Annotated in this window: 20 protein-coding genes; 12 read left to right on the top strand and 8 right to left on the bottom strand. The window is 62.8% G+C overall.

Annotation, left to right across the window (positions count from 1 at the left end):
* The first annotated feature begins 70 nt into the window (after positions 1 to 70).
* From U5A08_RS18385 to U5A08_RS18365, 5 genes are all read left to right on the top strand, one after another.
* The gene (locus U5A08_RS18385) at positions 71 to 553 is read left to right on the top strand and encodes an Lrp/AsnC family transcriptional regulator (protein WP_017847498.1); all 483 of its coding nucleotides are present in this window, start codon (positions 71 to 73) and stop codon (positions 551 to 553) included.
* 405 nt (positions 554 to 958) lie between these two features.
* Entirely contained in the window at positions 959 to 2,584 is a 1,626-nt protein-coding gene (locus U5A08_RS18380) for a methyl-accepting chemotaxis protein (protein ID WP_321847878.1), read from the top strand.
* 259 nt (positions 2,585 to 2,843) lie between these two features.
* Positions 2,844 to 4,019 (top strand): porin, encoded by a 1,176-nt coding sequence (locus U5A08_RS18375; protein WP_321847877.1) that lies wholly within the window; start codon positions 2,844 to 2,846, stop codon positions 4,017 to 4,019.
* A gap of 329 nt (positions 4,020 to 4,348) precedes the next feature.
* Positions 4,349 to 5,506: a nitric oxide-sensing protein NosP gene (nosP, locus tag U5A08_RS18370; RefSeq protein WP_253397014.1), complete on the top strand. Its 1,158-nt coding sequence runs from the start codon at positions 4,349 to 4,351 to the stop codon at positions 5,504 to 5,506.
* Entirely contained in the window at positions 5,436 to 7,400 is a 1,965-nt protein-coding gene (locus U5A08_RS18365) for a PAS domain-containing hybrid sensor histidine kinase/response regulator (RefSeq protein ID WP_373423766.1), read from the top strand. Before nosP ends, U5A08_RS18365 begins: the two co-directional genes overlap by 71 nt.
* Before the next feature lie 163 nt (positions 7,401 to 7,563).
* Here U5A08_RS18365 and U5A08_RS18360 read toward each other — a convergent pair whose 3' ends face one another.
* The 6 genes from U5A08_RS18360 to U5A08_RS18335 all read right to left on the bottom strand — a co-directional run bounded on the left by U5A08_RS18360 (position 7,564) and on the right by U5A08_RS18335 (position 12,599).
* On the bottom strand, positions 7,564 to 8,229 hold the full coding sequence (locus tag U5A08_RS18360) for a response regulator transcription factor (protein WP_253397010.1): 666 nt from the start codon (positions 8,227 to 8,229) through the stop codon (positions 7,564 to 7,566).
* A gap of 24 nt (positions 8,230 to 8,253) precedes the next feature.
* Positions 8,254 to 8,793, bottom strand: a complete 540-nt coding sequence (locus U5A08_RS18355; RefSeq protein ID WP_253397009.1) for a PQQ-dependent catabolism-associated CXXCW motif protein — start codon at positions 8,791 to 8,793, stop codon at positions 8,254 to 8,256.
* A 108-nt stretch (positions 8,794 to 8,901) separates the two neighbouring features.
* On the bottom strand, positions 8,902 to 9,693 hold the full coding sequence (locus U5A08_RS18350) for an ABC transporter permease (protein ID WP_017847490.1): 792 nt from the start codon (positions 9,691 to 9,693) through the stop codon (positions 8,902 to 8,904).
* Positions 9,690 to 10,430, bottom strand: coding sequence for an ABC transporter ATP-binding protein (locus tag U5A08_RS18345; protein ID WP_321847875.1), 741 nt, complete (start codon positions 10,428 to 10,430; stop codon positions 9,690 to 9,692). Before U5A08_RS18345 ends, U5A08_RS18350 begins: the two co-directional genes overlap by 4 nt.
* Positions 10,427 to 11,386 (bottom strand): YVTN family beta-propeller repeat protein, encoded by a 960-nt coding sequence (locus tag U5A08_RS18340; protein WP_253397002.1) that lies wholly within the window; start codon positions 11,384 to 11,386, stop codon positions 10,427 to 10,429. Before U5A08_RS18340 ends, U5A08_RS18345 begins: the two co-directional genes overlap by 4 nt.
* A 28-nt stretch (positions 11,387 to 11,414) precedes the next feature.
* Positions 11,415 to 12,599, bottom strand: coding sequence for an ABC transporter substrate-binding protein (locus U5A08_RS18335; RefSeq protein ID WP_321847874.1), 1,185 nt, complete (start codon positions 12,597 to 12,599; stop codon positions 11,415 to 11,417).
* A 279-nt stretch (positions 12,600 to 12,878) separates the two neighbouring features.
* On the opposite strand from U5A08_RS18335, the gene U5A08_RS18330 reads away from it, so the two are divergent.
* Positions 12,879 to 14,138 (top strand): HAMP domain-containing sensor histidine kinase, encoded by a 1,260-nt coding sequence (locus U5A08_RS18330; RefSeq protein ID WP_253396997.1) that lies wholly within the window; start codon positions 12,879 to 12,881, stop codon positions 14,136 to 14,138.
* Positions 14,138 to 14,764 (top strand): response regulator, encoded by a 627-nt coding sequence (locus U5A08_RS18325; protein WP_253396994.1) that lies wholly within the window; start codon positions 14,138 to 14,140, stop codon positions 14,762 to 14,764. Before U5A08_RS18330 ends, U5A08_RS18325 begins: the two co-directional genes overlap by 1 nt.
* A gap of 135 nt (positions 14,765 to 14,899) precedes the next feature.
* Here the strand turns inward: U5A08_RS18325 and U5A08_RS18320 are convergent, their stop codons facing one another.
* Both U5A08_RS18320 and exaA read right to left on the bottom strand, forming a co-directional pair.
* A complete protein-coding gene (locus U5A08_RS18320) occupies positions 14,900 to 15,556 on the bottom strand; it encodes a pentapeptide repeat-containing protein (protein WP_321847873.1) in 657 nt (218 codons plus the stop codon).
* Positions 15,557 to 15,614: 58 nt separating this feature from the next.
* Positions 15,615 to 17,522, bottom strand: a complete 1,908-nt coding sequence (exaA, locus tag U5A08_RS18315; RefSeq protein ID WP_321847872.1) for a quinoprotein ethanol dehydrogenase — start codon at positions 17,520 to 17,522, stop codon at positions 15,615 to 15,617.
* Positions 17,523 to 17,777: 255 nt separating this feature from the next.
* On the opposite strand from exaA, the gene pedF reads away from it, so the two are divergent.
* From pedF to U5A08_RS18290, 5 genes are all read left to right on the top strand, one after another.
* Entirely contained in the window at positions 17,778 to 18,239 is a 462-nt protein-coding gene (gene pedF, locus U5A08_RS18310; RefSeq protein ID WP_253396981.1) for a cytochrome c-550 PedF, read from the top strand.
* Between the two features lie 3 nt (positions 18,240 to 18,242).
* The gene (locus tag U5A08_RS18305) at positions 18,243 to 19,118 is read left to right on the top strand and encodes a substrate-binding periplasmic protein (protein ID WP_253396976.1); all 876 of its coding nucleotides are present in this window, start codon (positions 18,243 to 18,245) and stop codon (positions 19,116 to 19,118) included.
* Between the two features lie 9 nt (positions 19,119 to 19,127).
* Positions 19,128 to 19,889 (top strand): quinoprotein dehydrogenase-associated SoxYZ-like carrier, encoded by a 762-nt coding sequence (locus tag U5A08_RS18300; protein WP_253396973.1) that lies wholly within the window; start codon positions 19,128 to 19,130, stop codon positions 19,887 to 19,889.
* Positions 19,890 to 19,905: 16 nt separating this feature from the next.
* Positions 19,906 to 20,844: a quinoprotein relay system zinc metallohydrolase 1 gene (locus U5A08_RS18295; protein ID WP_321847869.1), complete on the top strand. Its 939-nt coding sequence runs from the start codon at positions 19,906 to 19,908 to the stop codon at positions 20,842 to 20,844.
* Between the two features lie 135 nt (positions 20,845 to 20,979).
* On the top strand, positions 20,980 to 22,755 hold the full coding sequence (locus tag U5A08_RS18290) for a PQQ-dependent methanol/ethanol family dehydrogenase (RefSeq protein ID WP_253396971.1): 1,776 nt from the start codon (positions 20,980 to 20,982) through the stop codon (positions 22,753 to 22,755).
* Positions 22,756 to 22,867: the final 112 nt, after the last annotated feature.

Below are 22,867 nucleotides of genomic sequence, written 5' to 3'. Positions count from 1 at the left end.
TTTCATTGCGCTTGGGCTCATTTGCGGATAAAAAAACTGCATAAACACAATAAACAGGTGATTTTGTCTCATGCGCAAACTGGACCGTACCGATATCGGCATTCTCAACGCCCTGCAGGAGAATGCGCGCATCACCAACGCCGACCTCGCCCGCTCGGTCAACCTGTCGCCCACACCGTGCTTCAACCGGGTCAAGGCGATGGAAGAACTGGGCCTGATTCGCGACCAGGTAACCTTGCTCGATGCCGACCTGCTGGGGCTGCACGTCAACGTGTTTATCCACGTCAGCCTGGAAAAGCAGAACGAACTGGCCTTGCAGCAATTTGAAGGGGCGATTTCCGATCGGCCCGAGGTGATGGAATGCTACTTGATGGCCGGCGACCCGGACTACCTGATCCGTGTGTTGGTGCCGACGATCCAGTCGCTGGAACGTTTCATGATGGACTTTCTGACCAAAGTGCCAGGCGTTGCCAATATCCGCTCCAGCTTTGCCCTCAAGCAAGTGCGCTATAAGACCGCGTTGCCGCTGCCGCCGGATGGATTGATGGTTTGAGACAAGGTTCGCGGCGCCAATAGTCGCCATTGCCGTCCGCGCCTTTTTTGTATTGACGCCTGTCAATATACGTTTTATCTGAGCGCTTTATTGTATCGGCTATATTCCTCATTTAAATGGCCAGATAAGTCATGGAGCATCAGCCGCCAATGTGCCGTGTACTCCACGACTTTAATCTAACTTCGCGATTCTAAATATCGCTGCCCAGCCCGATTGACCTCCAACGCGCTTGGGGCTTCAGGTTGGATGAGTTTTGTTGTTTAGCTAAGTAATTTAAAAAGAGCGGATTATTTTTCGCGCATCATAAAAATTTCCTTGATTGCTCACGAATTTTTCACGTTCTATTAACCAAATTAGTAGCTATAAGCCACCTAACTAACAAGTCCAGGCAAAAGGTAAATCAAGATGGCCATGAGATCCCTGAAATTGAATCTACGTACCACCCTTTGTTTCGGTGTGGTTTGCATTCTGCTGTTAATACAAGGGGGCATGACGCTGGTAAAAGTCGATTCCGTCTATTCTTCAACCATTGAGATTGAAAGCAACTGGCTACCTAGTATTCGCCTGGCCGGAAGAATCGATTCAGCCCTGTTTAAGTTGCGTCTGGAGTTGCGCCGTTTTGCCATGGACAGCGCCCGGCAGGATCAAAGTTCACGGGATAGCCTTCAAAGTATCCGATCGGAACTGATGAAAATCGCCCAGAGCTACGCTCCCTTGGTGTCGAGCCCCGAGGAACAGGCCAAATATGACGAAGTCATGAGCAGTATTGGCACTTACAACCAGAAGATCGACGAATTTCTGACGCTCTCCACCACAGGCTCCGCCGAGCAGATCGCCGCTTATCTGAGCGGGGTGCAAGCCCCCGTCGCCCTCAAGGCGCAGAACTCGATCAACGACCTGATCATCTTGAACGAGCGCGGGTCCAATGAGGCGGTGCAGGTCGCCTCCAGCGAATACAACGCGACTCGCCTGTTTACCTGGGTGCTGATGGGTATTTCAGTGATGCTGACCGTGGTGGTCGCCAGCCTGTTCACCCGCAGTATCATTACCCCGGTGCGTGAGTTGCTGGTGTCGACCTCCAAGATCGCCGACGGTGATCTGCGCGTGGCCATCGCCGTCAACGGCAAGGATGAGCTGACGGCGCTGCAACAATCCACCGCCGCGATGCAGATGAACCTCAAAACCACGTTGCAGCACATCTCCGAAGCGTCCGGGCAGTTGGCCTCGGCTGCCGAAGAGATGAGTTCGATCACCCGTGAGTCCAGCGCCGGTATCGAGCGCCAGAGCATGGAAACCGACCAGGCCGCCACGGCGGTCAATGAGATGACGGCGGCGGTGGAAGAAGTCGCGCGCAATGCCGTTTCGGCCTCCCAGTCGACCCAGGACTCCCAGCGCTCGGCCAAAATCGGCCAGGAGCGTGTCACCCAGACCATCGCGTCGATTGAAAAACTCAGCGCCACCGTGCAGCAGACCGGTATGGAAGTCGAAGGCCTGGCCAAGCAGGCCCAGGACATCGCACGGGTGGTGGAGGTGATCCGCTCGATTGCCGAACAGACCAACCTGCTGGCGCTGAACGCCGCCATCGAAGCCGCGCGGGCCGGCGAGCAAGGCCGAGGGTTTGCGGTCGTGGCCGATGAAGTGCGGGCGCTGGCCCACCGGACCCAGACCTCGACCCAGGAAATCGAGCAGATGATCGCGAAGATCCAGGTCTGTTCCAACGAGGCGGTGTCGTCGATGTCCATGAACCGCAGCGAAGCGGTGGACTCCCTGAAAATCGCCCACGAAGCGGGCGAGGCCATCATCCAGATCACCGAAGCGATTGCCGACATCAACGACCGCAACCTGTTGATCGCGACGGCCTCCGAAGAACAGGCGCATGTGGCGCGCTCCGTCGACCAGAACCTGATCAGCATTCGCGACCTGTCGATCCAGAGTTCGTCGGCCGCCGGGCAAACGTCCATTGCCAGCCACGAACTGTCGAAGCTGGCGATGGACCTCAAGCAGATCGTCTCCCAGTTCGCCATCAACTGAATCAAGCTGGCCCCGCAGGTGTGCGTTCCGTTTGGCGCGCACGCCGCGCTGATTCGGCGCAACGTCCTCGGCAACTGGTTCACGCCCGGTCTTACACCCTAAGTGCCGGGCCTGTAACCCGGCCCGTCTTACACCGAACTTGCCGGGCACCCGTGGCCCACCCAAAGCACCCGCAAACCAGCGCCAAGGCAGCGTAGGCCGTGGCCTGGCAGCTTTCGATAATCGCCTCCGACATCACGTCCCCGTTGCGGAGCGCACCATGCATAACAATAAGAATCTCCCCCTGCGTCTGTTGCCTGCCTTTCTCGTCGGCCTGGGCCTGAGCCCGTTAGCCAACGCCGAAATCATGCTGTACGACAAAGACGAAACCACCTTCTCCACCGATGGCTACATCAACGCCTTCTACGTCAACAGCAACGTAGACCGCGCCGGTGACCAATACGACCGCCGCCAGGCCCGGGTGAAGATGGGCTTTTTGCCCAACTACCTGGGCTTCAACATGAGCAAGCAGGTCGACGACCTCAAGCTCGGCGCCCGTGCCTCGTTCTGGGTGACCATCAACGACAGCGAAACCAACGGCACCGACACCGCCATCGATGTGCGCCAGTTCTACGGCACGGTGGCCAACCCGGAGTGGGGCGAAGTGCTGATCGGCAAGGACTTCGGCCTGTTCGCCCGTTCCAATATCCTGCTCGATGAATTGCTGGCGGGCTACGGCCAGGTCAGCGACAGCCTCGGCCTGGTCGATGGCGGCGGGGTTTCGTTCGGCAATATCGGCAGCGGCTACCCGTACCCGTTCCCGACTTCGCAGATCACCTACCGCACCCCGGTGATGGACGGCCTGCGTATTGCCGTCGGCATCCTCGACCCGGTCGACACCAACGACAGCAGCCCCCAAGGCAAGGCCTACCAGGAAAACCCGCGCACCGAGAGCGAGATCACCTACCAGTTCGACCTGGGCGGGGCGAAGATCTACAGCTGGCTCAACGGCAGCTACCAGACCTCGGACAACACCGATTCCAACGTCGACAGCGTCACCTCCAAAGGCGTGGGCTACGGCGTGCAGGCGAAAATGGGCGGCCTGTCCCTGACCGGCTCGGGCTTCCAGGCCAAGGGCATCAACCCGTTTTTCACCAACAATGCCGGCGAAGCGACCCTGCGCAATGTCGACAGCAACGGCTACCTGATGCAGGGCTCCTACAAGCTGGGCAAGAACCGCCTGGCGCTGTCGTATGGCAAGACCAAGGACGACGGCAACGGCGTGGTAGGCAGCGGCGCGGATTATGAAACCCGCGGCATTGCGCTGTTTCATGACGTGAACGACAACCTGAAGCTGGTCGCCGAATACAACCAGTTCCAGATCAAGGGGCATGACACCAGCGCCCAAAATGAAGACACCGACACCTTCGCCGTCGGTGCCGTACTCACCTGGTAAGACCTGAAACGCAATCCAAGTGTGGGAAGGGTTACACCCTGAACTGATCCATCAACTTCCTCTGCTGAGTGGCCAATGCATTGAAGACCTGGCCTGGTCTTCAAGTGGTACGCGGTCAAAATGTGGGAGGGGGCTTGCCCCCGATAGCGGTGTTTCAGCCACATCATCAGTGACTGATCCACCGCCATCGGGGGCAAGCCCCCTCCCACATTTGATCACCTGCACCCTGAGCGTCTAATCCCATCGCATCCCCCCACCCAGTACCCAAGTAGCATAGGTTCCGCCCCCCCAGCCTTCGTACACTCATGCCTCAGAGCGGAGAGTCGACGATGCACAACCATGAAGGCGTAGTCAGTGCCATGTCCCTGGCCACCGATGCCGAGCAGGCCGCCGAAGAATTGGCCGAGCAACTGCTGCATCCGTACCTGGGCTTCGTGCTGTTTTTCTGCTCGGCCTCCTACGACCTGCAGGCGCTCGGCCAAGCCCTGCAACGCTGTTTCGGCAATGTGCGACTCGTCGGTTGTACCAGCGCCGGCGAGATCACACCCCAAGGCTACGGGCGCAATTGCGTGACGGCGATGGGCTTCAATCACGCGCATTTTTCGATTGCCACCGAACTGATCGACCAGGTCGAACACTTCAGCCTGATCGACGCCCAGCACATGGTCGAACGCCTGGTGGGCGGCTGTCGCAGCAACACCCTGGCGCCGATCAAGGGCAACACCTTCGCCCTGACCTTGCTCGACGGCCTGTCCAGCCGTGAAGAAATGGTGCTCGCGGCCCTCAGCGCGGCGCTCGGCGATATCCCGCATTTCGGCGGCTCGGCCGGCGACGACAATTACCTCACGCACACCCACGTGTATTTCAACGGCGTGTTCCACAGCGGCGCGGCCGTGGTGGTGCTGGTCAATACCTGGCTGGACTTCGAAGTGTTCACCACCCACCACATTCTGCCGCGCGCGGAAAAACTCGTGGTGACCGGCGCCGACAGCCCGTCGCGGCGGGTATTCGAGCTCAACGCCGAACCCGCCGCCGAGGAGTATGCGCGGCATATCGGCGTGGCCGTGGCCGACCTCGACCACCGCGTCTTCGCCGCGCACCCGCTGGCGGTGCGTATCCACGACCAGTATTACGTCAGGGCGATTCAGCAGGTGCACGACGACCTGAGCCTGAGTTTCTACTGCGCCGTGGAAAACGGCATCGTCCTCACGGTGATGAAACCCGGACCGATCCTGCCGAACCTGCAAACCCTGTTCGACGGCCTGCAATCGCGCCTCGGCGAGCTGCTGTTGACCATTGGCTGCGACTGCTTCCTGCGCCGCCTGGAGCTGGAAGACAGCGGCACCCTCGAGCAGATCGGGAGCTACTTGCGCGACCAGCGGGTGATGGGGTTCAACACCTACGGAGAACAGTTCAATGGCATGCACATCAACCAGACCTTCACCGGCGTCGCCATTGCCCGAGGACGCGCCCCTGGATCGCAATGAACTGTTGGCCGAGCTGGCGCGGCTGCGCCTGGACAATCACAAACTGACACGGATCAACGCGGCGCTGATCGAGCGCATCGAGTCCGGGGTGACCCAGGGCAACGACCCCTACACCACGTTCCAGCACTCGGTGGTGCTGGCCGAACAAGTGCGCGAGCGCACCGACGCGCTGAACCAGGCGATGGCCGAACTGCGCGCCAGCAACCACTTGCTGATCAACGCCCGGCTGCGCGCCGAGACCCTGCGCCGTGAACAGGCTGCGGCGCAAAAGGCCCAGGAGAGCGAGCGCTGGATTCGCCTGATCACCGACCATGTGCCGGCCCTGATCGGCTACCTCAATGCCGACCTGGTGTATGAATTCACCAACAAGGTCTATGAAGAATGGTACTGCTGGCCGCGGGGCATGATGCTCGGCCAGAGCCTGCGCGAAGTCCACAGCGAAGAACACTGTCAGCGCCTGGATGCCTACGTCGCGCAGGCGCTGGCGGGGGAGAGCGTGACCTTCGAATTCGCTGAAACCAACATCAACAACCAGGAGCGCTACATGCTGCGCTCCTACGTGCCCAACCGCCTGGCCAGTGGCGAAGTGGTGGGGATCTTTGTGCTGATCCGCGATATCACCGAGCGCCGGCGCACCGCCGAGGCCTTGCACCAGGCCTATCAAAACCTGGAACTGCGCGTCGCCCAGCGCACCTCGGAGCTGACTTCGCTGAACGACCAGTTGCTGCGCGAAATCGACGAACGCCGCCGCGTGGAATCGCGCCTGCGCGAAGCCAAACTCGAAGCCGAGCAGGCCAACCTGTCGAAAACCAAATTCCTTGCTGCCGTCAGCCATGACCTGCTGCAACCGCTGAACGCCGCGCGGCTGTTCACTGGCGCCTTGCTCGAACGCCGCGAACCCCAGGCCAATGAAACCCTGGTACGCAACGTGAGCAACTCGCTGGAAGACGTGGAAAACCTGTTGGGCACCCTGGTCGATATTTCCAAGCTGGATGCCGGGGTGATCAAAGCCGATATTGCCCCGTTCGCCCTCAGCGAACTGCTCGACAATCTGGCCGTCGAGTTCACCCAACTGGCGCGCAGCGAAGGCCTGGAGTTGCACTTCATCGGCTGCTCGGCGCTGGTGCGCAGCGATATCCAGTTGCTTGCGCGGATTCTGCGCAACCTGCTGAGCAATGCCATTCGCTACACCTATTCGGGGCGCGTGGTGCTGGGCTGTCGACGCCAGCATCAACGCTTGTCGATCCAGGTCTGGGACAGCGGCATGGGCATTGCCGAGGATCGCCTGGAGGAAATTTTCCAGGAGTTCAAACGCGGCGATGTGCAGCGGCGCGACCAGGATCGCGGGCTGGGCCTGGGCCTGGCCATCGTGGAAAAAATCGCCGGCATCCTCGGCCATCGCATCACCGTCAAATCGTGGCCGGGCAAGGGCTCGATGTTCGCGGTGGACGTGCCCTTGAGCGCCACCGCGCCCAAATCGCTGCCCCAGCCGTGCATGAGCGAACCGATGCTGGAACGCCTGCAAGGCGCACGCGTGTGGGTGCTCGATAACGACGCGGCGATCTGCGCGGGAATGCGCACGTTGTTGGAGGGGTGGGGCTGCCGGGTGGTCACCGCGTTGTCGGAACAAGACCTGGCGCGGCAGGTGGACAACTACCACGCCGAGGCCGACCTGCTGATCGCCGATTACCACCTCGACGATGAGCAGAACGGCGTCGACGCCGTGGCCCGCATCAACGCCCGGCGCGCCAGCCCGATCCCGGCCATGATGATCACCGCCAACTACAGCAACGAGCTGAAACTGCAGATTCGCGAGCTGGGGCACACCTTGATGCACAAGCCGGTGCGGCCGATGAAGCTCAAGACCGCGATGAGCCACCTCTTAGGCAAGTGACCACCGAACGCTCCTCAAACAGCGATCCAGAGATCAAATGGAGATCCAATGTGGGAGGGGGCTTGCCCCCGATAGCTGACTGTCAGCCACTGCATCTGTAACTGATCCACCGCTATCGGGGGCAAGCCCCCTCCCACAAGGGTTCTATGTTGTTTCTGGAAGATCAGCGGCGCAGGTAAGAACCAAAATCAATATCCCCGGCACTGAGAATCGCCTGCACCCGATTATGCACATTCAACTTACGCAAAATCGCCGACACATGGGCCTTCACCGTGGTTTCAGCGATCTCCAGAGTGTAGGCAATCTGCTTGTTCGACTCGCCCTTGGTCATCCGCTCCAACACCAGCAACTGCTTGCGGGTCAACGCCTGCAGCAATTCCGGGGCGAAGCCCGGGTTTTCGTTCAGGCGCCGGTGGGTGCCGGGTTTCTGGGTGCGGATGATGTCCGGCGGCAGGTACACATTGCCGTTGAGAATCTGCTGGATCGCCTCGGTCATTTGCAGGCGCGGCGACGACTTGGTGATAAAACCGACGGCACCATAAGTGATGGCCTGCAGCACGATCTGTTTATCCTGCTCGGCGGACACGATCACCACCGGGATGGTCGGCGATTCGTTGCGCAGGTTGATCAGGCCATTGAGGCCGTGCATGCCGGGCATGTTCAGGTCGAGCAGGATCAGGTCGAGGTCGTCGTGTTCCTGGGTCAGCGCCAGGGCGCTGTCCAGGTCGGCGGTCTCCATCACTTCGCTGCCGGGGAAACCGTCGCTGATGACGTTATGCATCGCTTCGCGAAACAGTGGGTGATCATCGGCAATCAGGATTTTGTACATGGCCGTTCACCTTTCTTATTGTGGTTATTCAAATGGCTCGGGTTGGGCGACCGACACCGGCAGTTTCGCCGCTTCCCAGGCATCCAGACCGTCGCGATACCAATACACAGAGGTATAGCCCAGGTTGGCGGCACGTTTTACCGCGTTCCAACTCAGCCAGCAATCGGAGCGGCAGTAGAAGACCAACGGTCGCGCGAGGTTGCCGCCGCTGTAGGCGTACACATGGCGCACGAAATAACTTTGCCACTCCGGTGTGAGATCGCCGTCGCCGGTGTTGGCCAGCCAACGGCTGCCGGGCAGGTTGGCGTGGGGCTGGTCTTCGATGAAGCGGCCTTGCAGCCACTGGCGGCGGTACACGTCGATCAGCACCGGGGCCGGGGTCTGGGTCAGCAGGGCTTGCAGGGCAGGGGTGTCGATGATCGTCGCGCCCTGCACGTGATCGGGCGTGGGGCTGCGGTACAGGCTGATGCGATAGCCGTCGGCGGAAAACAGTGGCGTATCGGCCTGTACGTTGGCGGCAAACAGGCACAGGAGTGCCAACAAGGGCAGTCGGGCAGGCAGCATGGCAGGGCGATCCTTATCGTTATGCGCCCATTACACGTGAGTCCCGAGCCCTTGGGAATGCGACGATAGACATGAAAACCAGTACTAAAGTAGTAGTTTTTGCCGCCCTCAGCCTTTTTTGCGCAACGCCGCATGCTGTGGGTTGAAGGTCAGCACCGCCAACACCGCGAACAGTACGGTCAAGCCCAGGCACACCGCGAGGGCCAGGCCGGCGAAGCGTTCATACAGGGCAAAGCGCACCAGTTCCACGGCGTGGGTGAAGGGGTTGATTGCGCACAGCCAATACAGCCACTCGCTGGAGTCGCGCATCTTCCACAACGGGTACAGCGCCGACGATATGAAAAACAGCGGGAAGATCACGAAATTCATCACCCCGGCAAAGTTCTCCAGTTGGCGAATCGCGTTCGACAGCAGCAGGCCCAGGGCGCTCAACATCAAGGCCACCAGCAGCAACGCCGGCAGGGCGATCAACAGCCCCATGGCCGGCGGTTGCACGCCGTAGACCCAGGCGATCGCCAGGAACCCGTACACCTGCAACAGCGAAATCAACGCGGTGGCGAGCAACTTGCTACACAGCAAAAACGTGCGCGGCAGCGGGCTGGTCAGCAGCACGCGCATGCTGCCCATCTCGCGGTCGTAGACCATCGACAGCGAACCCTGCATGCCGTTGAACAGCAGGATCATGCAGGCCAGCCCCGGGATGATGTAGACCTCGTAGGGAATGTAGGTGTCGTAGGGCTCGATCACCGAGATACCCAGTGCGGCGCGGAACCCGGCGGCGAACACCAGTAGCCACAACAGCGGGCGCACCAGGGCGCTGAGAAACCGCGTGCGCTGCAACACAAAGCGCAGCCACTCGCGCAGCACGATGCCGCGCAAGCATTGCCAGTAAGCATTCATGCCGGGGCTCCCGTTGAAGTGGCGCGGGTCAGGCGCGCGAACACGCTGCCGAGGTCGCCGCCCTGTTCCAGGATCAGCGCATCGACCTGCCCGCTGGCCACCAAGCGGCCCTGGTGCAGGATCATCAACGCATCGTCGGGTTGCACTTCATCGAGCAGATGGGTGGTCCACAGCACCGTAATGCCTTGTTCAAGACACAGGCTGCGCACGTGCTGGTTCAGCGCCAGGCGGCTGGCGGGGTCGAGGCCGACGCTGGCTTCGTCCAACAGCAGCAAGCGCGGTTCATGCAGCAACGCCCGGGCGATTTCCACGCGGCGCCGGTGCCCGCCGTTGAGCTCGCGGACTTTTTCGCGGCGCCGTTCGGTGAGGGCCTGGCGCGCCAGCTCGGCGGCGACGCGCACGTCGGTCTGGCGCCGCGACAAGCCGTGCAGCGCGGCGTGATAACGCAGGTTCTGTTCGACGCTCAAGTCCAGGTCCAGGGTGCTTTGCTGGAACACCACCCCCAGTTGCGTGAGGGCTGCGCGCGGTGCGTCGCGCAGGGAATGGCCGCCCACGCGGATGTCGCCGCTTTGCAGGTCGTACAAGCGCGTGAGCAGGGCGATCAAGGTCGACTTGCCGGCACCGTTTGGCCCCAGCAACGCGGCAAAGCGCCCCGGTGCCAGGCTGAAGCTCACCTCGTGCAAGGCCTGGCGCGGGCCATAGGCGAAGCTCAGGTCGCGCACCTCCAGGGCGTTCATGGCGTGACCACCACGCCCCACGGATAACGCCCGACCTTCACCGACTTGAGCACCTTGAGGCTGTCCACATCGATCACCGACACATCGCCGCTGACGCCATTGGTGGCCAGCAACTGTTTTTCGTCCGGGGTAAATGCCATCTGCCACACGCGGCGGCCCACCAGCAGGTAGTCGAGGATCTCGAAGGTCTTGGCGTCGATCACCGCCACATGGTTGGCCGGGCCCAGGGCGACAAAGGCGTACTTGCCGTCGGAACTGAGCTTGATCCCCACCGGCTGCACCTTGTCCGGGTGGACGCCCTTGATCTTGAAGGTCAGGGTCTTGAGGATCGCGCGGCTGGCCACATCGAGGATGGTCACGGTGCCGCCGATCTCTGCCGAGGCCCACAGTTGCGAGCCATCGTGGTTGAACTCGACGAAGCGCGGGCGCTGATCCACCAGGGTGCTGTCGGCCAGGGTCTGGGTGCTGGTGTCGATCCAGTGCAGCATGTTCGTGGTTTCGCTGGTGTTCACCGCCCACTTGCCGTCCGGGCTGACGGCCATGCCTTCGGGCTCGACGCCGACGCTGATCTGGCCAAGTACTTTGGAGGTCTCGGTGTCGATCACCGTGACCAGTGCGTCGTCTTCGTTGGACACATACAGCCAGCGGTCGTTGGGGTGCAGGGCGAACTGCTCGGGGTCTTTGCCGGAGGGCAATTCCTTGATGATCTTGCGCGTGGCCACGTCCATCACCTGTACGCGGTCCGAATCGCTGGCGCAGATGTACAGCAGCTTGCTGTCATGGGACAGCAGCAGGCCGCGTGGGCGCTGACCGACCTTGAGCGTGTCGGTGACTTGCAGGGTCTGCATGTCGATCAGGCTCAGTGTGTTGTCTTTCTCGTTGGAGACCCAGGCGGTGCTGGCCACGGCGTGCCCGGCGGCAAGCAGCAGGGCGCATGAGAGCAGGGTGCGGCGCATGGCGGATTCCTTATTATTGTGTGAGCGATCAGGGGAAGCGGCAGGTCACCTCGGGCTTGTCGTAGCCCAGGCTGTCCATTTCGTTGAAGGGGTGCAGGAAACCGTCCTGGGGCGAAGTGCTGACCAGGGCACGCGGTTGCACGATGGGGATCGGTTGGCGCAGTTCGCCGTTCCACGGGCGATAGCTGAGCTTGCGGCCCTTGAAGCCGTCCAGCGGCAGTTGCTCGCTGATCTCCAGTTGGCGGAGGGTCATGGGGTCGACCTGGCGCAGCTTGCTCACCGCACTGGCGACGCTGCGCACGGCCATCCAGGCGGCGAAGTCGCGGTCGTTCATCCAGCGCCCGGCCAGGGCCTCGAAGCGTTTTTGCAATTGCGCGGCGCCGTAGGTCTCGACGGTCTTGTGCCAGCCGGTGGGCGTCAGGCCCTGGGTGCCGGCGACGGGGCGCGGGTACCAGGTCTGGTAGGGCACGTACTCGCCGAAGTCACCGCGCTCGTCCGCCACCAGTACCACGTCGTATTCGGCGGTCTGGGTGAACAGCGGCATGTCCGCCTGGGCGCTGCGGCGTTGGTCGTTATCGAAGCGCCAGGCTTTCTCCGCCACCAGTTTCACCCCGAAGCGCTTGGCGGCGCGGCGCAGGGCGGCGGCGTAGGCCTGGTCATCCTCGGTGGGGCCGACGATCAGCAACGCCTTCTGCCATTTGCGCACCACCAGAAATTGCGCCAGGGCATCGGCGAGCATGGCCCGGCTGGGCAGCGTATGCAGCACGTTGCCCAGGCAATCGGTGCTGCGCAGGCTGTCATCGGGGCTGCCGGCGTTGAACAGCAGGCTGTCGGGCAAGGCCGCGCTGAGTTGGCGCAGGCTGGCGGCCGGGGCGTTGACCACGAACAGGCGCAGGCCTTGGGCGTGCTGGGCCTGGGCGGCGGCGAGCAGGGCGTCGGGGCTGTCCACCGTGGCGGTGGCCAGGCTGTAGCGTTGGTTGAGAAAGGCGCCGGTGCTGTTGCTGTCGATGATCGCCAGCTCCGCGCCACGCTGCCCGGCATCGGCGGGCTCGGGAATCACATTCGACAGCAGCGGCCCCGGATCAGGTCGATAGCCCAGGTAGCCGATCTGCACCGCCAACGGCGCCTCGGCGGCCTGGCTGGCGGTAGCCACCCCGGCGGCGCACGCAATCGCCAGCAGGTAGAGCACGGCGTAGGGGGCGAGCTGGCGCATAAGGCACTCCATGTCAGGTTGCGCCAGCATAGGAACCCTTGAGGCCGCTGCAAATATGCAGAAAGTACCGCTGAGCCAGTACCAAGGTAGTAGCCCCGCGCAGGGGGTGGGGTCTTAGCATGGGTTACCCCCACCGTGTCCATCCGGGAGATGAACGATCATGCAAATCCTCAAGGCGCTGCTTTTGCCGTTCCTGCTGATCGTGAGCCTGATCGGCGTCGACAAGCTGCACGCACCACGCCCGGCGCTGAGCGTGCCCGCCAGCGTGGCGCACTAGGTATGTCGGCACTGTGGCGCATCAACCTATGGGTGTGCGGTTTCTTCGCCTTGGTCACCTGCGCCTGCACCGCGCTGTTGCTGCATCAGGCCCTGACGGATGTGGAGCGTGAGTTGCAATCGGCCGAAGCGGTGGTGCATTACCTCAGCGCAACCGCCGAGCGCGACCCGGCCAGCCTGCAACCGCATCTCACCGCCAGCCTGCGGCATGTGCGCGTGCATTGGCTGGCCGCCGACGCGACCTTGCCAACTCCGGAGGTGGACGGCCTGGACGCCTGGCTCGGGCGCCTGTTGTTCGCCGAGGCACGGCGCAGCGCCGAGGTGATGGACTTACCGGACGGGCGGCGCGTGTCGATCGTGGTCGACCCGCGTGATGAGATCGACGAAGTCTGGGACTCCCTGCAACAACTGTTGGGCCTGTGCGCCCTGGCGCTGGCACTGAGCCTGTTGACCATCCGCTGGGCGGTGCGCCGTGGCATGGGCGTACTCGACGAACTGTTGCGCGCGCTGCAACAGGTCTGCGCCGGCCAGCTCAATGTGCGCCTGCGCAGCGCCGGTTCGCCGGAAGCGCGGCAACTGGCGCTGCATTTCAATCGCATGACCGATGCCTTGGAGCAGGCACACACCGACAACACCCAACTGACCCAAACCCTGATGGCGGTGCAAGAGCAGGAGCGCAACCACCTGGCCCAGACCCTGCACGATGACCTCGGCCAATACCTGGCCGGTATTCGCGCCCAGGCCTGCCTGTTGCGTCTGGTCACCGACCAACCGCAGTTGCTGGCGCGCACGGTGGGGCAACTGGAAGATCACTGCGACCACCTGCAGCAAGGCTTTCGTGCGCTGGTCCACGACCTGTACCCGGTGGCCCTGCAACACCTGCCGGTGGCCGAGGCGTTCGCGATGCTGGTGACGCAGTGGCAGGCCAGCCATGGCATCGATTGCCGGCTGCGGGTCAGTGCGGACCTGCCGGCGTTGTCCGGGGCGAGCAAGACTCATCTCTATCGTCTGCTGCAGGAAGCCCTGACCAACATCGTGCGGCATGCCGACGCCAGCCAGGTGCGTGTACGCCTGCAACATCGCGGTTCGCGTCTGCGCCTGTGGGTGCGCGATAACGGGCGGGGTGCGCAAACGCCGCAGCGTCCCGGCGTCGGTCTGTATTCGATGTACGAACGCGCGCGCTGCCTGGGCGGCGAACTGAAAATCCTCAGCCACCCCGGCGCCGGTTGGGCGCTGGCGTTGAACATGCCATTGGAGGCCTGATGAATATTCTGTTGGTGGATGACCATGCGGTGGTGCGCCAGGGCTATGCCAGCCTGTTGCGTGCGCTGTTGCCGGCCATTGAAGTACGCGAGGCGGCCAGCGGCGAAGAGGCGCTGAGCCGGGTTCAGGAAGCGGTGCCGCACCTGGTGATCATGGACTTCGGCCTGCCCGGCATCAGCGGCCTGGAAACCACGCGCCGCCTGCGCCAGCGCCTGCCGCACTTGCGCGTGTTGTTCTTCAGTATGCACGACGAACTGCCGCTGGTGCGCCAAGCCCTGGAGGCCGGCGCGGCGGGCTACCTGACCAAAAGCTCGGCGCCCGAGGTGTTGATCGAAGCGGTGCGGCGCATCCTCGACGGCCACGCCTATATCGAGCAGGCCCTGGCCACCGAGCTGGCCTACACGCCAAGCGATCAACGCTTGCAGGGCATGACGCCGCGTGAGCTGGAAATTTTCCTGATGCTGGCCAGGGGCACGCCCACACGGACCATTGCCGAGCAACTGAATATCAGCAGCAAGACCGTGTCCAACCACCTGACCTTGCTCAAGAGCAAGTTGCAGGTGAGTTCCCATGCCGAACTGGTGCACCTGGGCATCGACATGGGCGTGGTGCGCGTGGCGGGCTGACAAATTCCTCTCTGTTTCACAGCATTCAAATGTGGGAGGGGGCTTGCCCCCGATAGTGGTGGATCAGTCATGCATGTATTGGCTGACACACTGCTATCGGGGGCAAGCCCCCTCCCACATTTGAATGGTGGTGGTCTAACGATTCCAGGTGGTAGGGCAGTCTTTGCAGCCTTCCATATTGGCATCCTGGAAATTCGCATAATGCTGCCGCGCGCCCGTGAGGATCGCGCTTTCCAGGTTACTCTCATCGAACTTGGCCTCTTGCAAATTAGCATCGCTCAGGTCCGCCCCTTGCAGGTCGGCCTTGCTCAGCCAGGTCATTTCCAGATCCGCCGCACGCAGGTTGGCCTTGTGCATTTTTGCCCCGGACAGCCGGGCGAATTGCAGGTAGGCCGCGCTCAGGTTGGCGTTTTCAAACTGCGCGCCTTGGGCAAATAAGCCCCACCCCTGGATCGCCATCAGCGTGGCGCCGGTGAAATCGGCCAGGCGTAGGTTGCTTTGTTGCAGGCTGGCGCGGGTCAGGTTGGCGCCTTGCAGTTGGGCTTTTTCCAGGTTGGCCAGGTCGAGGTTGGCGTGGCGCAAGTCCGCATCGCGCAGGTCGGCGCCGGCCAGGTTCATTTTGGCGAGGTTCTGGTTGCTCAGGTTAGCGCCCTTGAGGTTGGCGCCGGGGCATTGGCTGTGTTCGGCGATGGTGCAACCGTTGATGACCAGCGGGGCGTCGTCGCCGTCGTCGCCGTCGTCGGCGTGGGCCACGGACAGGGAGAGCAGGAGCAAGAGGGGCAGGTATTTCATGGCTAGGCCTCTAAGGAAGGAAAGCGGGGGCGCGTGGCTTGACGCTCCCCGCAAAGGGTTACTTCTGCGCGGTCTTGTTATCCCAACTCGGGATCTTGAACACCCAGAACGACCCACCCTGTGCCACCGGCTTGGTCAGCTCGGCCATGTCGCCGCCCCACAACGGCACCGCGCCGCCATAGCCGACGGTGACGCCGATGTACTGTTCGCCATCCTGTTCCCAGGTGATCGGCGGCGAGACGATGCCGCTGCCGGTCTGGAATTTCCACAGCTCCTTGCCGGTTTTCGCGTCGAAGGCCTTGAAGAAACCGTCGCCGGTGCCGGTGAACACCAGGTTGCCCTTGGTCGCCAGCACGCCGGCCCACAGCGGCAGCGCTTCCTTGTGCTCCCACACCACCTTGCCGGTGGTCGGGTTCATCGCGCGCAGGGTGCCGACGTGGTCGTCATACATGCGCTTGATGCGGAACCCCATGCCCAGGTACGCCGAGCCTTTCTTGTAGTTGACCTCTTCGGTCCAGTATTCCTCTTTCCACTGGTTGCCCGGGATGTAGAACAGGCCGGTGTCCTGGCTGTAGGCCATGGGGTTCCAGTTCTTGCCACCGAGGAACGGCGGCGAGACTTCCACTGACTTGCCCTTGGTTTCACCCGGCAGCGGTTTGGCTGGACGCTGGCCTGGGTTTTCCACCGGACGCCCGGTTTTCAGGTCGATATGGCTGGCCCAGGTGATGTTGTCGACGAACGGGAAGGCGTTCTGCAGCTTGCCGTTGTTGCGGTCGACCACGTAGAAGAAACCGTTGCGGTCGGCGTGGCCGGTGGCCTTGACCACTTTGCCGTCCTTGTCCTTGTAGTCGAACAGCACCAGCTCGTTGTTGCCGGAGAAGTCCCAGGCATCGTTCGGGGTGTGCTGGTAGAACCATTTCACTTCGCCGGTGCTCGGGTCGACGCCGACCTGGCCCGAGGTGTAGAGGCTGTCGAAGTCGTGTGGGTTGCCGTCCTTGGCGGTGCGCGCCCAGGTGTTCCACGGGCCGGGGTTGCCGGCGCCGACGATGATGGTGTTGGTCTCGGCATCGAAGCTCGCGCTCTGCCAAGGCGCACCGCCGCCGTGGCTCCAGGCCTCGACTTTGCCGGTTTCGGTGGTCGGGTCATCCGGCCACGACGGGGCTTTCACGTCGCCGGTCGGGGTGCTGTCCTTGCCGTTCAGGCGGCCCATGTGGCCTTCGACGAACGGGCGCATCCACACTTCTTCGCCGGTGTCCGGATCGCGCGCATACAACTGGCCGACCACGCCGAACTCATCGCCGGAGCTGCCGTGGATCAGCAGCACCTTGCCGCTGACCTTGTCTTTGATCAGCACCGGGGCGCCGGTCATGGTGTAACCGGCGGCGTGGTCGCCGAACTTCTTGTTCCACACCACTTTACCGGTGTTCTTGTCGAGGGCGATCAGGCGCGCGTCGAGGGTGCCGAAGTAGATTTTGTCGCCGAAGATCGCCGCGCCGCGGTTGACCACGTCACAGCACGGGCGGATGTTCTCGGGTAGGCGATGGTTGTAGGTCCACAGGCGCTTGCCGGTCTTCGCGTCGAGGGCGAACACGCGGGAGTAGGAGCCGGTGACGTAGACCACGCCGTCGTTGACGATGGCCTGGGATTCCTGGCCGCGCTGCTTCTCATCACCGAACGAGTAGGACCAGGCCGGGGTGAGCTTGAACACGTTCTTGTCGTTGACCTGGGCCAACGGGCTCCAGCGCTGGGCGTTGGTGCCCATGCCGTATTGCAGCACGTCCTTGGTGGTCAGGTGGTCGTTGGCGATGTCTTCCCAGGTGACGTTGCGCGTCGCCTTTGCGGTGGACGGCGCGGCAGGGTCGGCGGCGGCGAAGCTGGCCGCACTCAAGGACAGGCTGCCGACCAGCAGGAAAGCCTGCACGGCAAGGCTCAGCGGCGAACGGGCGGGTAGCGATCTTATTATCATGGTTGCAGTTCCCAGTGGAGGTTTTGGCCTGCACAGGGTGGAGCGCCAGGGTGCTGGGCGGATACGGAAAAAGTCCCGCTGTTGCCGGGAAGACTTCCCGACGCGCCGCTGTTTTAGGCGTGCCCCACAAGCCCTACTACCAAGGGAGGATAAGCCGGCCACCAAAGCAGCATACGGCCCATGCCCCAGGGTTTCTAAGATGGTTGCCATAACCTCTGCAGTGAGGTTTTGCGTGCAATCCTGAGGGCAAAAATAATGACAACAAAACTCAATGCCTTGCTCGTCGCCGGGCTGTTGGCCGGTGTGATCGGTGCAGGTCCAGCCTGGGCCCACGGCAACGTGGTCCCGCAAGCAGTGGAAACCAAAGGCCTGACCTCGATCAAGGACGCCGGTGTGCCGGTTGACGAGGACGGCTGGGCGGCGGTGAACCCCTATCGCACCTCGCCTGAACACGACCGGGCCTTGGAAATCGGTTCGTCCGCCTACAATCAGAACTGCGCCGCCTGCCACGGCCTGGAAGCCAAGTCCGGCGGCATCGCCCCCGACTTGCGCATGCTGGATGTGGGCGAGGCCGGTGATGAATGGTTTGTCCAGCGCGTGCGCCACGGCGCGGTGCGCGACGGTCGGGTGTATATGCCGAAAATGGCCGATTACCTGAGCCAGGAAGCCTTGTGGGCGGTACGCACCTACCTGGACAGCGTTCACGTCGAGGAGTAAGCCATGCGCCTGTTCGCTTATGTGCTCGGCCTGGCCCTGCTGTGTTGCCAGACGGCACAGGCGCAGGTGCGCAGCTATGACCAGATGATCGCCGCCGGTGAGCTGAAAGTGGCGGTGTACAAAGACTTTGCCCCCTACAGTTTCGAAGACGGTGCCACCGCGCGCGGGGTCGACGTGGAGCTGGCCCAGGCCCTGGCCAAAGCGCTGGGGGTGCAGCTCAAATTGATCTGGGCGCCGGCCGGGGAAAAACTCGACGACGACCTGCGCGACTACATCTGGCGCGGCAGCCAGTTGCATAACCAGCAACTGGCCGACCTGATGATGCGCGCACCCTACGACCACGATTACGCGCAAAGGCGTAACGATCAGGGCGAACTGGAAAACGGCCATGTGGTGATGTTCGGGCCGTACCAGAACGAACAATGGCAGGTGGCCTACGACCGCCGGCGCCTGGACAAGGTCGCCAGCGTGGCGGTGTTCGAGGAACACCCGATCGGCGTCGAAGTCGACAGCGTGCCGTCGTTCTACCTGACCTCGGTGTTCAACGGCATGCTCGCCCGCCAGACCCATCACTACCCCGGTGTACCCCAGGCGTTTGCGGCGATGAAGGCCGGTGAAGTCGACGCGGTGATGGCGATGCGCGGCGAGATCGACTGGCAGGTGCATGAGGCGCACGACCCGCAACTGGCCCTGGCGCAAAACGCTTACCCGAGCATGGGCCGGCAGCGCTGGGAGATCGGCATGGCGGTACACGAAAGCAATCGCCAGTTGGCCTACGCGGTGGAAGAAGCACTGGAAGGCCTGATCCGCGACGGCTCAGTGCAAACCATCTACAGCCATTACGGCCTGCAGTACGAAGTGCCCGAAATGTACCAATAGGAGCAGGCGATGAACTGGCGACTGAACTGCATGTTGGCCTGCTGGTTACCGTTGGCGGCCCACGCCGCGGCGGTCGAACCGGGCCCGGACCCGGTGCCGTCGGTGATGTGGGCGTTCTACCACAAGCAGTTGCTGGCCGATGCGCCGTTCGTGTTCGACGAGCGGGTCAAGCTCTTGGCGCCGCCGTTCGCCGAAGATGCGCGGCAGGTGCCGCTGGAAATCGATGCGCGGGCATTCAAGGGCCATGTGGTGAAGATCCTCGCCTGGGCCGAGCTCAACCCGTTGCCGAAGATTGTCGATTTTCAGCCCAAGGCCGGGGTACTGCCCTGGCTGTCGATCCGTATCCGCATCGAACAGGCCACGCCCCTGCGTGCGGCGGTGCTCACCGATGACGGGCTGTGGCACGTCGGCTCGACCCTGATCGACGCGGCCGGCGGCGGTTGCACCGCGCCCAGCGTGGTCCGCACCCAGCCGGGTTGGGAAGAGCATATCGGCGAAGTCCTCGGCGGGCGTTATCCACGCGGTGAATTCAGCCGGGTGCGCGTGCAGGTGGCGCACCCGATGGATAACGGCATGGTCAGCGGCATCCCCGAGTTCTATCTCAACCACGCGCAACTGCGTGGCCGGGACGGTCAGGTGCTGGCCGAGCTGGAGCTGTTCCCGGCGGTCAGCGAAAACCCCAACCTGGCCTTTGACATCGACGCACCCGGGCCGACGCGCCTGGTGCTGCGCGACAACAGCGGCAATGAATTCGACGCAGCCATTCCCTGACCAGAAGGAGCGCGGCATGCGCTGGATTCTATTGTTGTGCCTGAGCCTGAGCCTGAGCCTGCCCGCCCTGGCAGACCTCGACTACGCCCTCAAGCCACGGCTGATCGCCGACGACACCTGGCTGCTGGAAGGCAGTACCGACAATTTTGCCAAGGACAACGGCGGCAATATCGTCAATACCGCGTTCATTGTCACCGAGGCCGGCGTGGTGGTGATCGACACCGGGCCGTCGCGGCGCTACGGCGAAGCCCTGCGCAAGGCCATCGCCAGCGTCACCGCCAAGCCGGTGATCCAGGTGCTGCTGACCCACCACCACCCTGACCATGCGCTGGGCAACCAGGCCTTCAAGGACGTGCCCATCGGCGCCCTGGCCGGCACCACGCGCCTGCTGCATGAGCAGGGCAATGGCATGGCGGAAAACCTCTACCGCATGGTCGGCGACTGGATGCGCGGCACTGAAGTGCAATTGCCCACGCACGTGCTCGAACCCGGTGTGCTCAGCTTTGGCCGCCACGACCTGCGCCTGCTCGCGCTGACCGGTCACACTGACGCCGACCTGGCCATCCTCGACCAGAGCACCGGCGTGCTGTTTGCCGGCGACCTGGTGTTCTACCAACGTGCCCTCACCACCCCCAACAGCCCCGGGCTGGCGGCGTGGCTGGCGGACATCGACACCCTGCAGGCATTGCCCTGGACCCTGGTGGTGCCCGGCCATGGCCCGGTGGCCAACGATGCGCAGCCGTTCGCGCAGATGCGCGACTACCTCACCTGGCTCGACCAACTGCTGCGCGACGGTGCTGCCCAGGGCACCGACATGGCCGAGATGATCCGCAGCCCCATTCCCGAGCGCTTCGCCGCGATCAGCCTGAGCCGCTATGAACTGATCCGCAGCGTCAGCCACCTGTACCCGCGTTACGAGCGCGAGCAGATGCAGCGCGTCGATTCCGCCCGCTGACAGGCCCGACCCGCTACTAAGGAACTAGCAATCTCGATACTGCGGTCAATTGTGACAACCGCCCCTGCGCCCAAGAATCTGTACCAGACCGGGAAAATTTCCCGGGTATAACAAAAAACCGCAGAGGTAGCCGTCATGACCCAACCCGCACGCCGCCAACCCTTCGCCTTGAGTGTGTTGCTCGGTGCCATTCTGTTATCCGGCCAGGCCATGGCCGCCGTGAGCGACCAGGACATCCTCCAGGACCCGAAAAACCCCGGGCAGATCGTCACCAACGGCCTGGGCGTGCAGGGCCAGCGCTACAGCCCGCTCGATACCCTGAACGTGGACAACGTCAAGGACCTGCGCCCGGTCTGGGCGTTCTCCTTTGGCGGCGAGAAGCAGCGCGGCCAGCAGGCGCAGCCGATGATCAAGGACGGGGTGATGTACCTCACCGGGTCCTACTCGCGGGTGTTCGCGGTGGACGCGCGCACCGGCAAGAAGCTCTGGCAGTACGATGCGCGTCTGCCCGATGACATCCGCCCGTGCTGTGACGTGATCAACCGGGGCGTGGCGCTGTACGGCGACCTGGTGTTCTTCGGCACCCTCGACGCCAAGCTGGTGGCCCTGAACAAAGACACCGGCAAAGTGGTGTGGAGCAAAAAAGTCGCCGACCACAAAGAAGGCTACTCGATCAGCGCCGCGCCCCTGGTGATCAACGGCAAGCTGATTACCGGTGTGGCCGGTGGCGAATTCGGCGTGGTGGGCAAGATCGAAGCCTACGACCCGAAAAACGGTGACCTGCTGTGGACCCGTCCGACTGTCGAAGGTCACATGGGTTACGTCTACAAGGACGGTAAGGCCGTGGAAAACGGCATTTCCGGTGGCGAGGCGGGCAAGACCTGGCCTGGCGACTTGTGGAAAACCGGCGGCGCGGCGCCGTGGCTCGGCGGCTACTACGACCCGGAAACCAACCTGCTGCTGTTCGGCACCGGCAACCCGGCACCGTGGAACTCCCACCTGCGCCCTGGCGACAACCTCTACTCGTCCTCGCGTCTGGCATTGAACCCGGATGACGGCACCATCAAGTGGCACTTCCAGACCACGCCCCATGACGGCTGGGACTACGACGGCGTGAACGAACTGGTCTCCTTCAACTACACCGAAGGCGGCAAAGAGATCAAAGCGGCCGCCACCGCCGACCGTAACGGCTTCTTCTACGTGCTCGACCGCACCAACGGCAAGTTCATCCGTGGCTTCCCGTTTGTTGACAAAATCACCTGGGCCACCGGCCTGGATAAAAATGGCCGGCCGATCTACAACGACGCCAGCCGCCCCGGTGCGCCAGGCAGCGAAGCCAAGGGCACCTCGGTGTTCGTTGCGCCGGCGTTCCTCGGCGCGAAAAACTGGATGCCGATGGCCTATAACCGCGACACCGGGTTGTTCTACGTGCCGTCCAACGAATGGGGCATGGACATGTGGAACGAAGGCATCACCTACAAAAAAGGTGCGGCGTTCCTCGGTGCGGGCTTCACCATCAAGCCGCTGAACGAAGACTATATCGGCGTGCTGCGCGCCATCGACCCGGTCTCCGGCAAGGAAGTCTGGCGCCACAAGAACTTCGCGCCGCTGTGGGGCGGGGTCCTGACGACCAAGGGCAACCTGGTGTTCACCGGTACGCCGGAAGGCTTCCTGCAGGCCTTCAACGCCAAGACCGGCGAGAAGGTCTGGGAATTCCAGACCGGTTCCGGCGTACTCGGCTCGCCTGTGACCTGGGAAATGGACGGCGAACAGTACGTCTCGGTGCTCTCCGGCTGGGGCGGCGCGGTGCCGTTGTGGGGCGGTGAAGTGGCCAAGCGCATCAAGGACTTCAACCAGGGCGGCATGCTCTGGACCTTCAAACTGCCCAAAGACCTGGTCGGCAAACGCTGAATCTACGACCAAATGACAAGAATCCCCCTGCCAACGGCGCATTCGCCCGGCAGCGGGGCCTCTTTACTATCGGGTCATCGCCTGTTGACCGACAGGCCCGGACCCAGACAGA

Source organism: Pseudomonas paraveronii, from assembly GCF_963681955.1.
GTDB classification, from domain to species: domain Bacteria; phylum Pseudomonadota; class Gammaproteobacteria; order Pseudomonadales; family Pseudomonadaceae; genus Aquipseudomonas; species Aquipseudomonas paraveronii.
This window is presented reverse-complemented; position numbering and strand designations above follow the sequence as displayed.

Excerpts from the sequence above, each read along its gene's own strand:
- U5A08_RS18385 (WP_017847498.1), top strand. The coding sequence starts at position 71 with ATGCGCAAACTGGACCGTACCGATATCGGCATTCTCAACGCCCTGCAG.
- U5A08_RS18380 (WP_321847878.1), top strand. The coding sequence starts at position 959 with ATGGCCATGAGATCCCTGAAATTGAATCTACGTACCACCCTTTGTTTC.
- U5A08_RS18375 (WP_321847877.1), top strand. The coding sequence starts at position 2,844 with ATGCATAACAATAAGAATCTCCCCCTGCGTCTGTTGCCTGCCTTTCTC.
- nosP (WP_253397014.1), top strand. The coding sequence starts at position 4,349 with ATGCACAACCATGAAGGCGTAGTCAGTGCCATGTCCCTGGCCACCGAT.
- U5A08_RS18365 (WP_373423766.1), top strand. The coding sequence starts at position 5,436 with ATGGCATGCACATCAACCAGACCTTCACCGGCGTCGCCATTGCCCGAG.
- U5A08_RS18360 (WP_253397010.1), bottom strand. The coding sequence starts at position 8,229 with ATGTACAAAATCCTGATTGCCGATGATCACCCACTGTTTCGCGAAGCG.
- U5A08_RS18355 (WP_253397009.1), bottom strand. The coding sequence starts at position 8,793 with ATGCTGCCTGCCCGACTGCCCTTGTTGGCACTCCTGTGCCTGTTTGCC.
- U5A08_RS18350 (WP_017847490.1), bottom strand. The coding sequence starts at position 9,693 with ATGAATGCTTACTGGCAATGCTTGCGCGGCATCGTGCTGCGCGAGTGG.
- U5A08_RS18345 (WP_321847875.1), bottom strand. The coding sequence starts at position 10,430 with ATGAACGCCCTGGAGGTGCGCGACCTGAGCTTCGCCTATGGCCCGCGC.
- U5A08_RS18340 (WP_253397002.1), bottom strand. The coding sequence starts at position 11,386 with ATGCGCCGCACCCTGCTCTCATGCGCCCTGCTGCTTGCCGCCGGGCAC.
- U5A08_RS18335 (WP_321847874.1), bottom strand. The coding sequence starts at position 12,599 with ATGCGCCAGCTCGCCCCCTACGCCGTGCTCTACCTGCTGGCGATTGCG.
- U5A08_RS18330 (WP_253396997.1), top strand. The coding sequence starts at position 12,879 with ATGTCGGCACTGTGGCGCATCAACCTATGGGTGTGCGGTTTCTTCGCC.
- U5A08_RS18325 (WP_253396994.1), top strand. The coding sequence starts at position 14,138 with ATGAATATTCTGTTGGTGGATGACCATGCGGTGGTGCGCCAGGGCTAT.
- U5A08_RS18320 (WP_321847873.1), bottom strand. The coding sequence starts at position 15,556 with ATGAAATACCTGCCCCTCTTGCTCCTGCTCTCCCTGTCCGTGGCCCAC.
- exaA (WP_321847872.1), bottom strand. The coding sequence starts at position 17,522 with ATGATAATAAGATCGCTACCCGCCCGTTCGCCGCTGAGCCTTGCCGTG.
- pedF (WP_253396981.1), top strand. The coding sequence starts at position 17,778 with ATGACAACAAAACTCAATGCCTTGCTCGTCGCCGGGCTGTTGGCCGGT.
- U5A08_RS18305 (WP_253396976.1), top strand. The coding sequence starts at position 18,243 with ATGCGCCTGTTCGCTTATGTGCTCGGCCTGGCCCTGCTGTGTTGCCAG.
- U5A08_RS18300 (WP_253396973.1), top strand. The coding sequence starts at position 19,128 with ATGAACTGGCGACTGAACTGCATGTTGGCCTGCTGGTTACCGTTGGCG.
- U5A08_RS18295 (WP_321847869.1), top strand. The coding sequence starts at position 19,906 with ATGCGCTGGATTCTATTGTTGTGCCTGAGCCTGAGCCTGAGCCTGCCC.
- U5A08_RS18290 (WP_253396971.1), top strand. The coding sequence starts at position 20,980 with ATGACCCAACCCGCACGCCGCCAACCCTTCGCCTTGAGTGTGTTGCTC.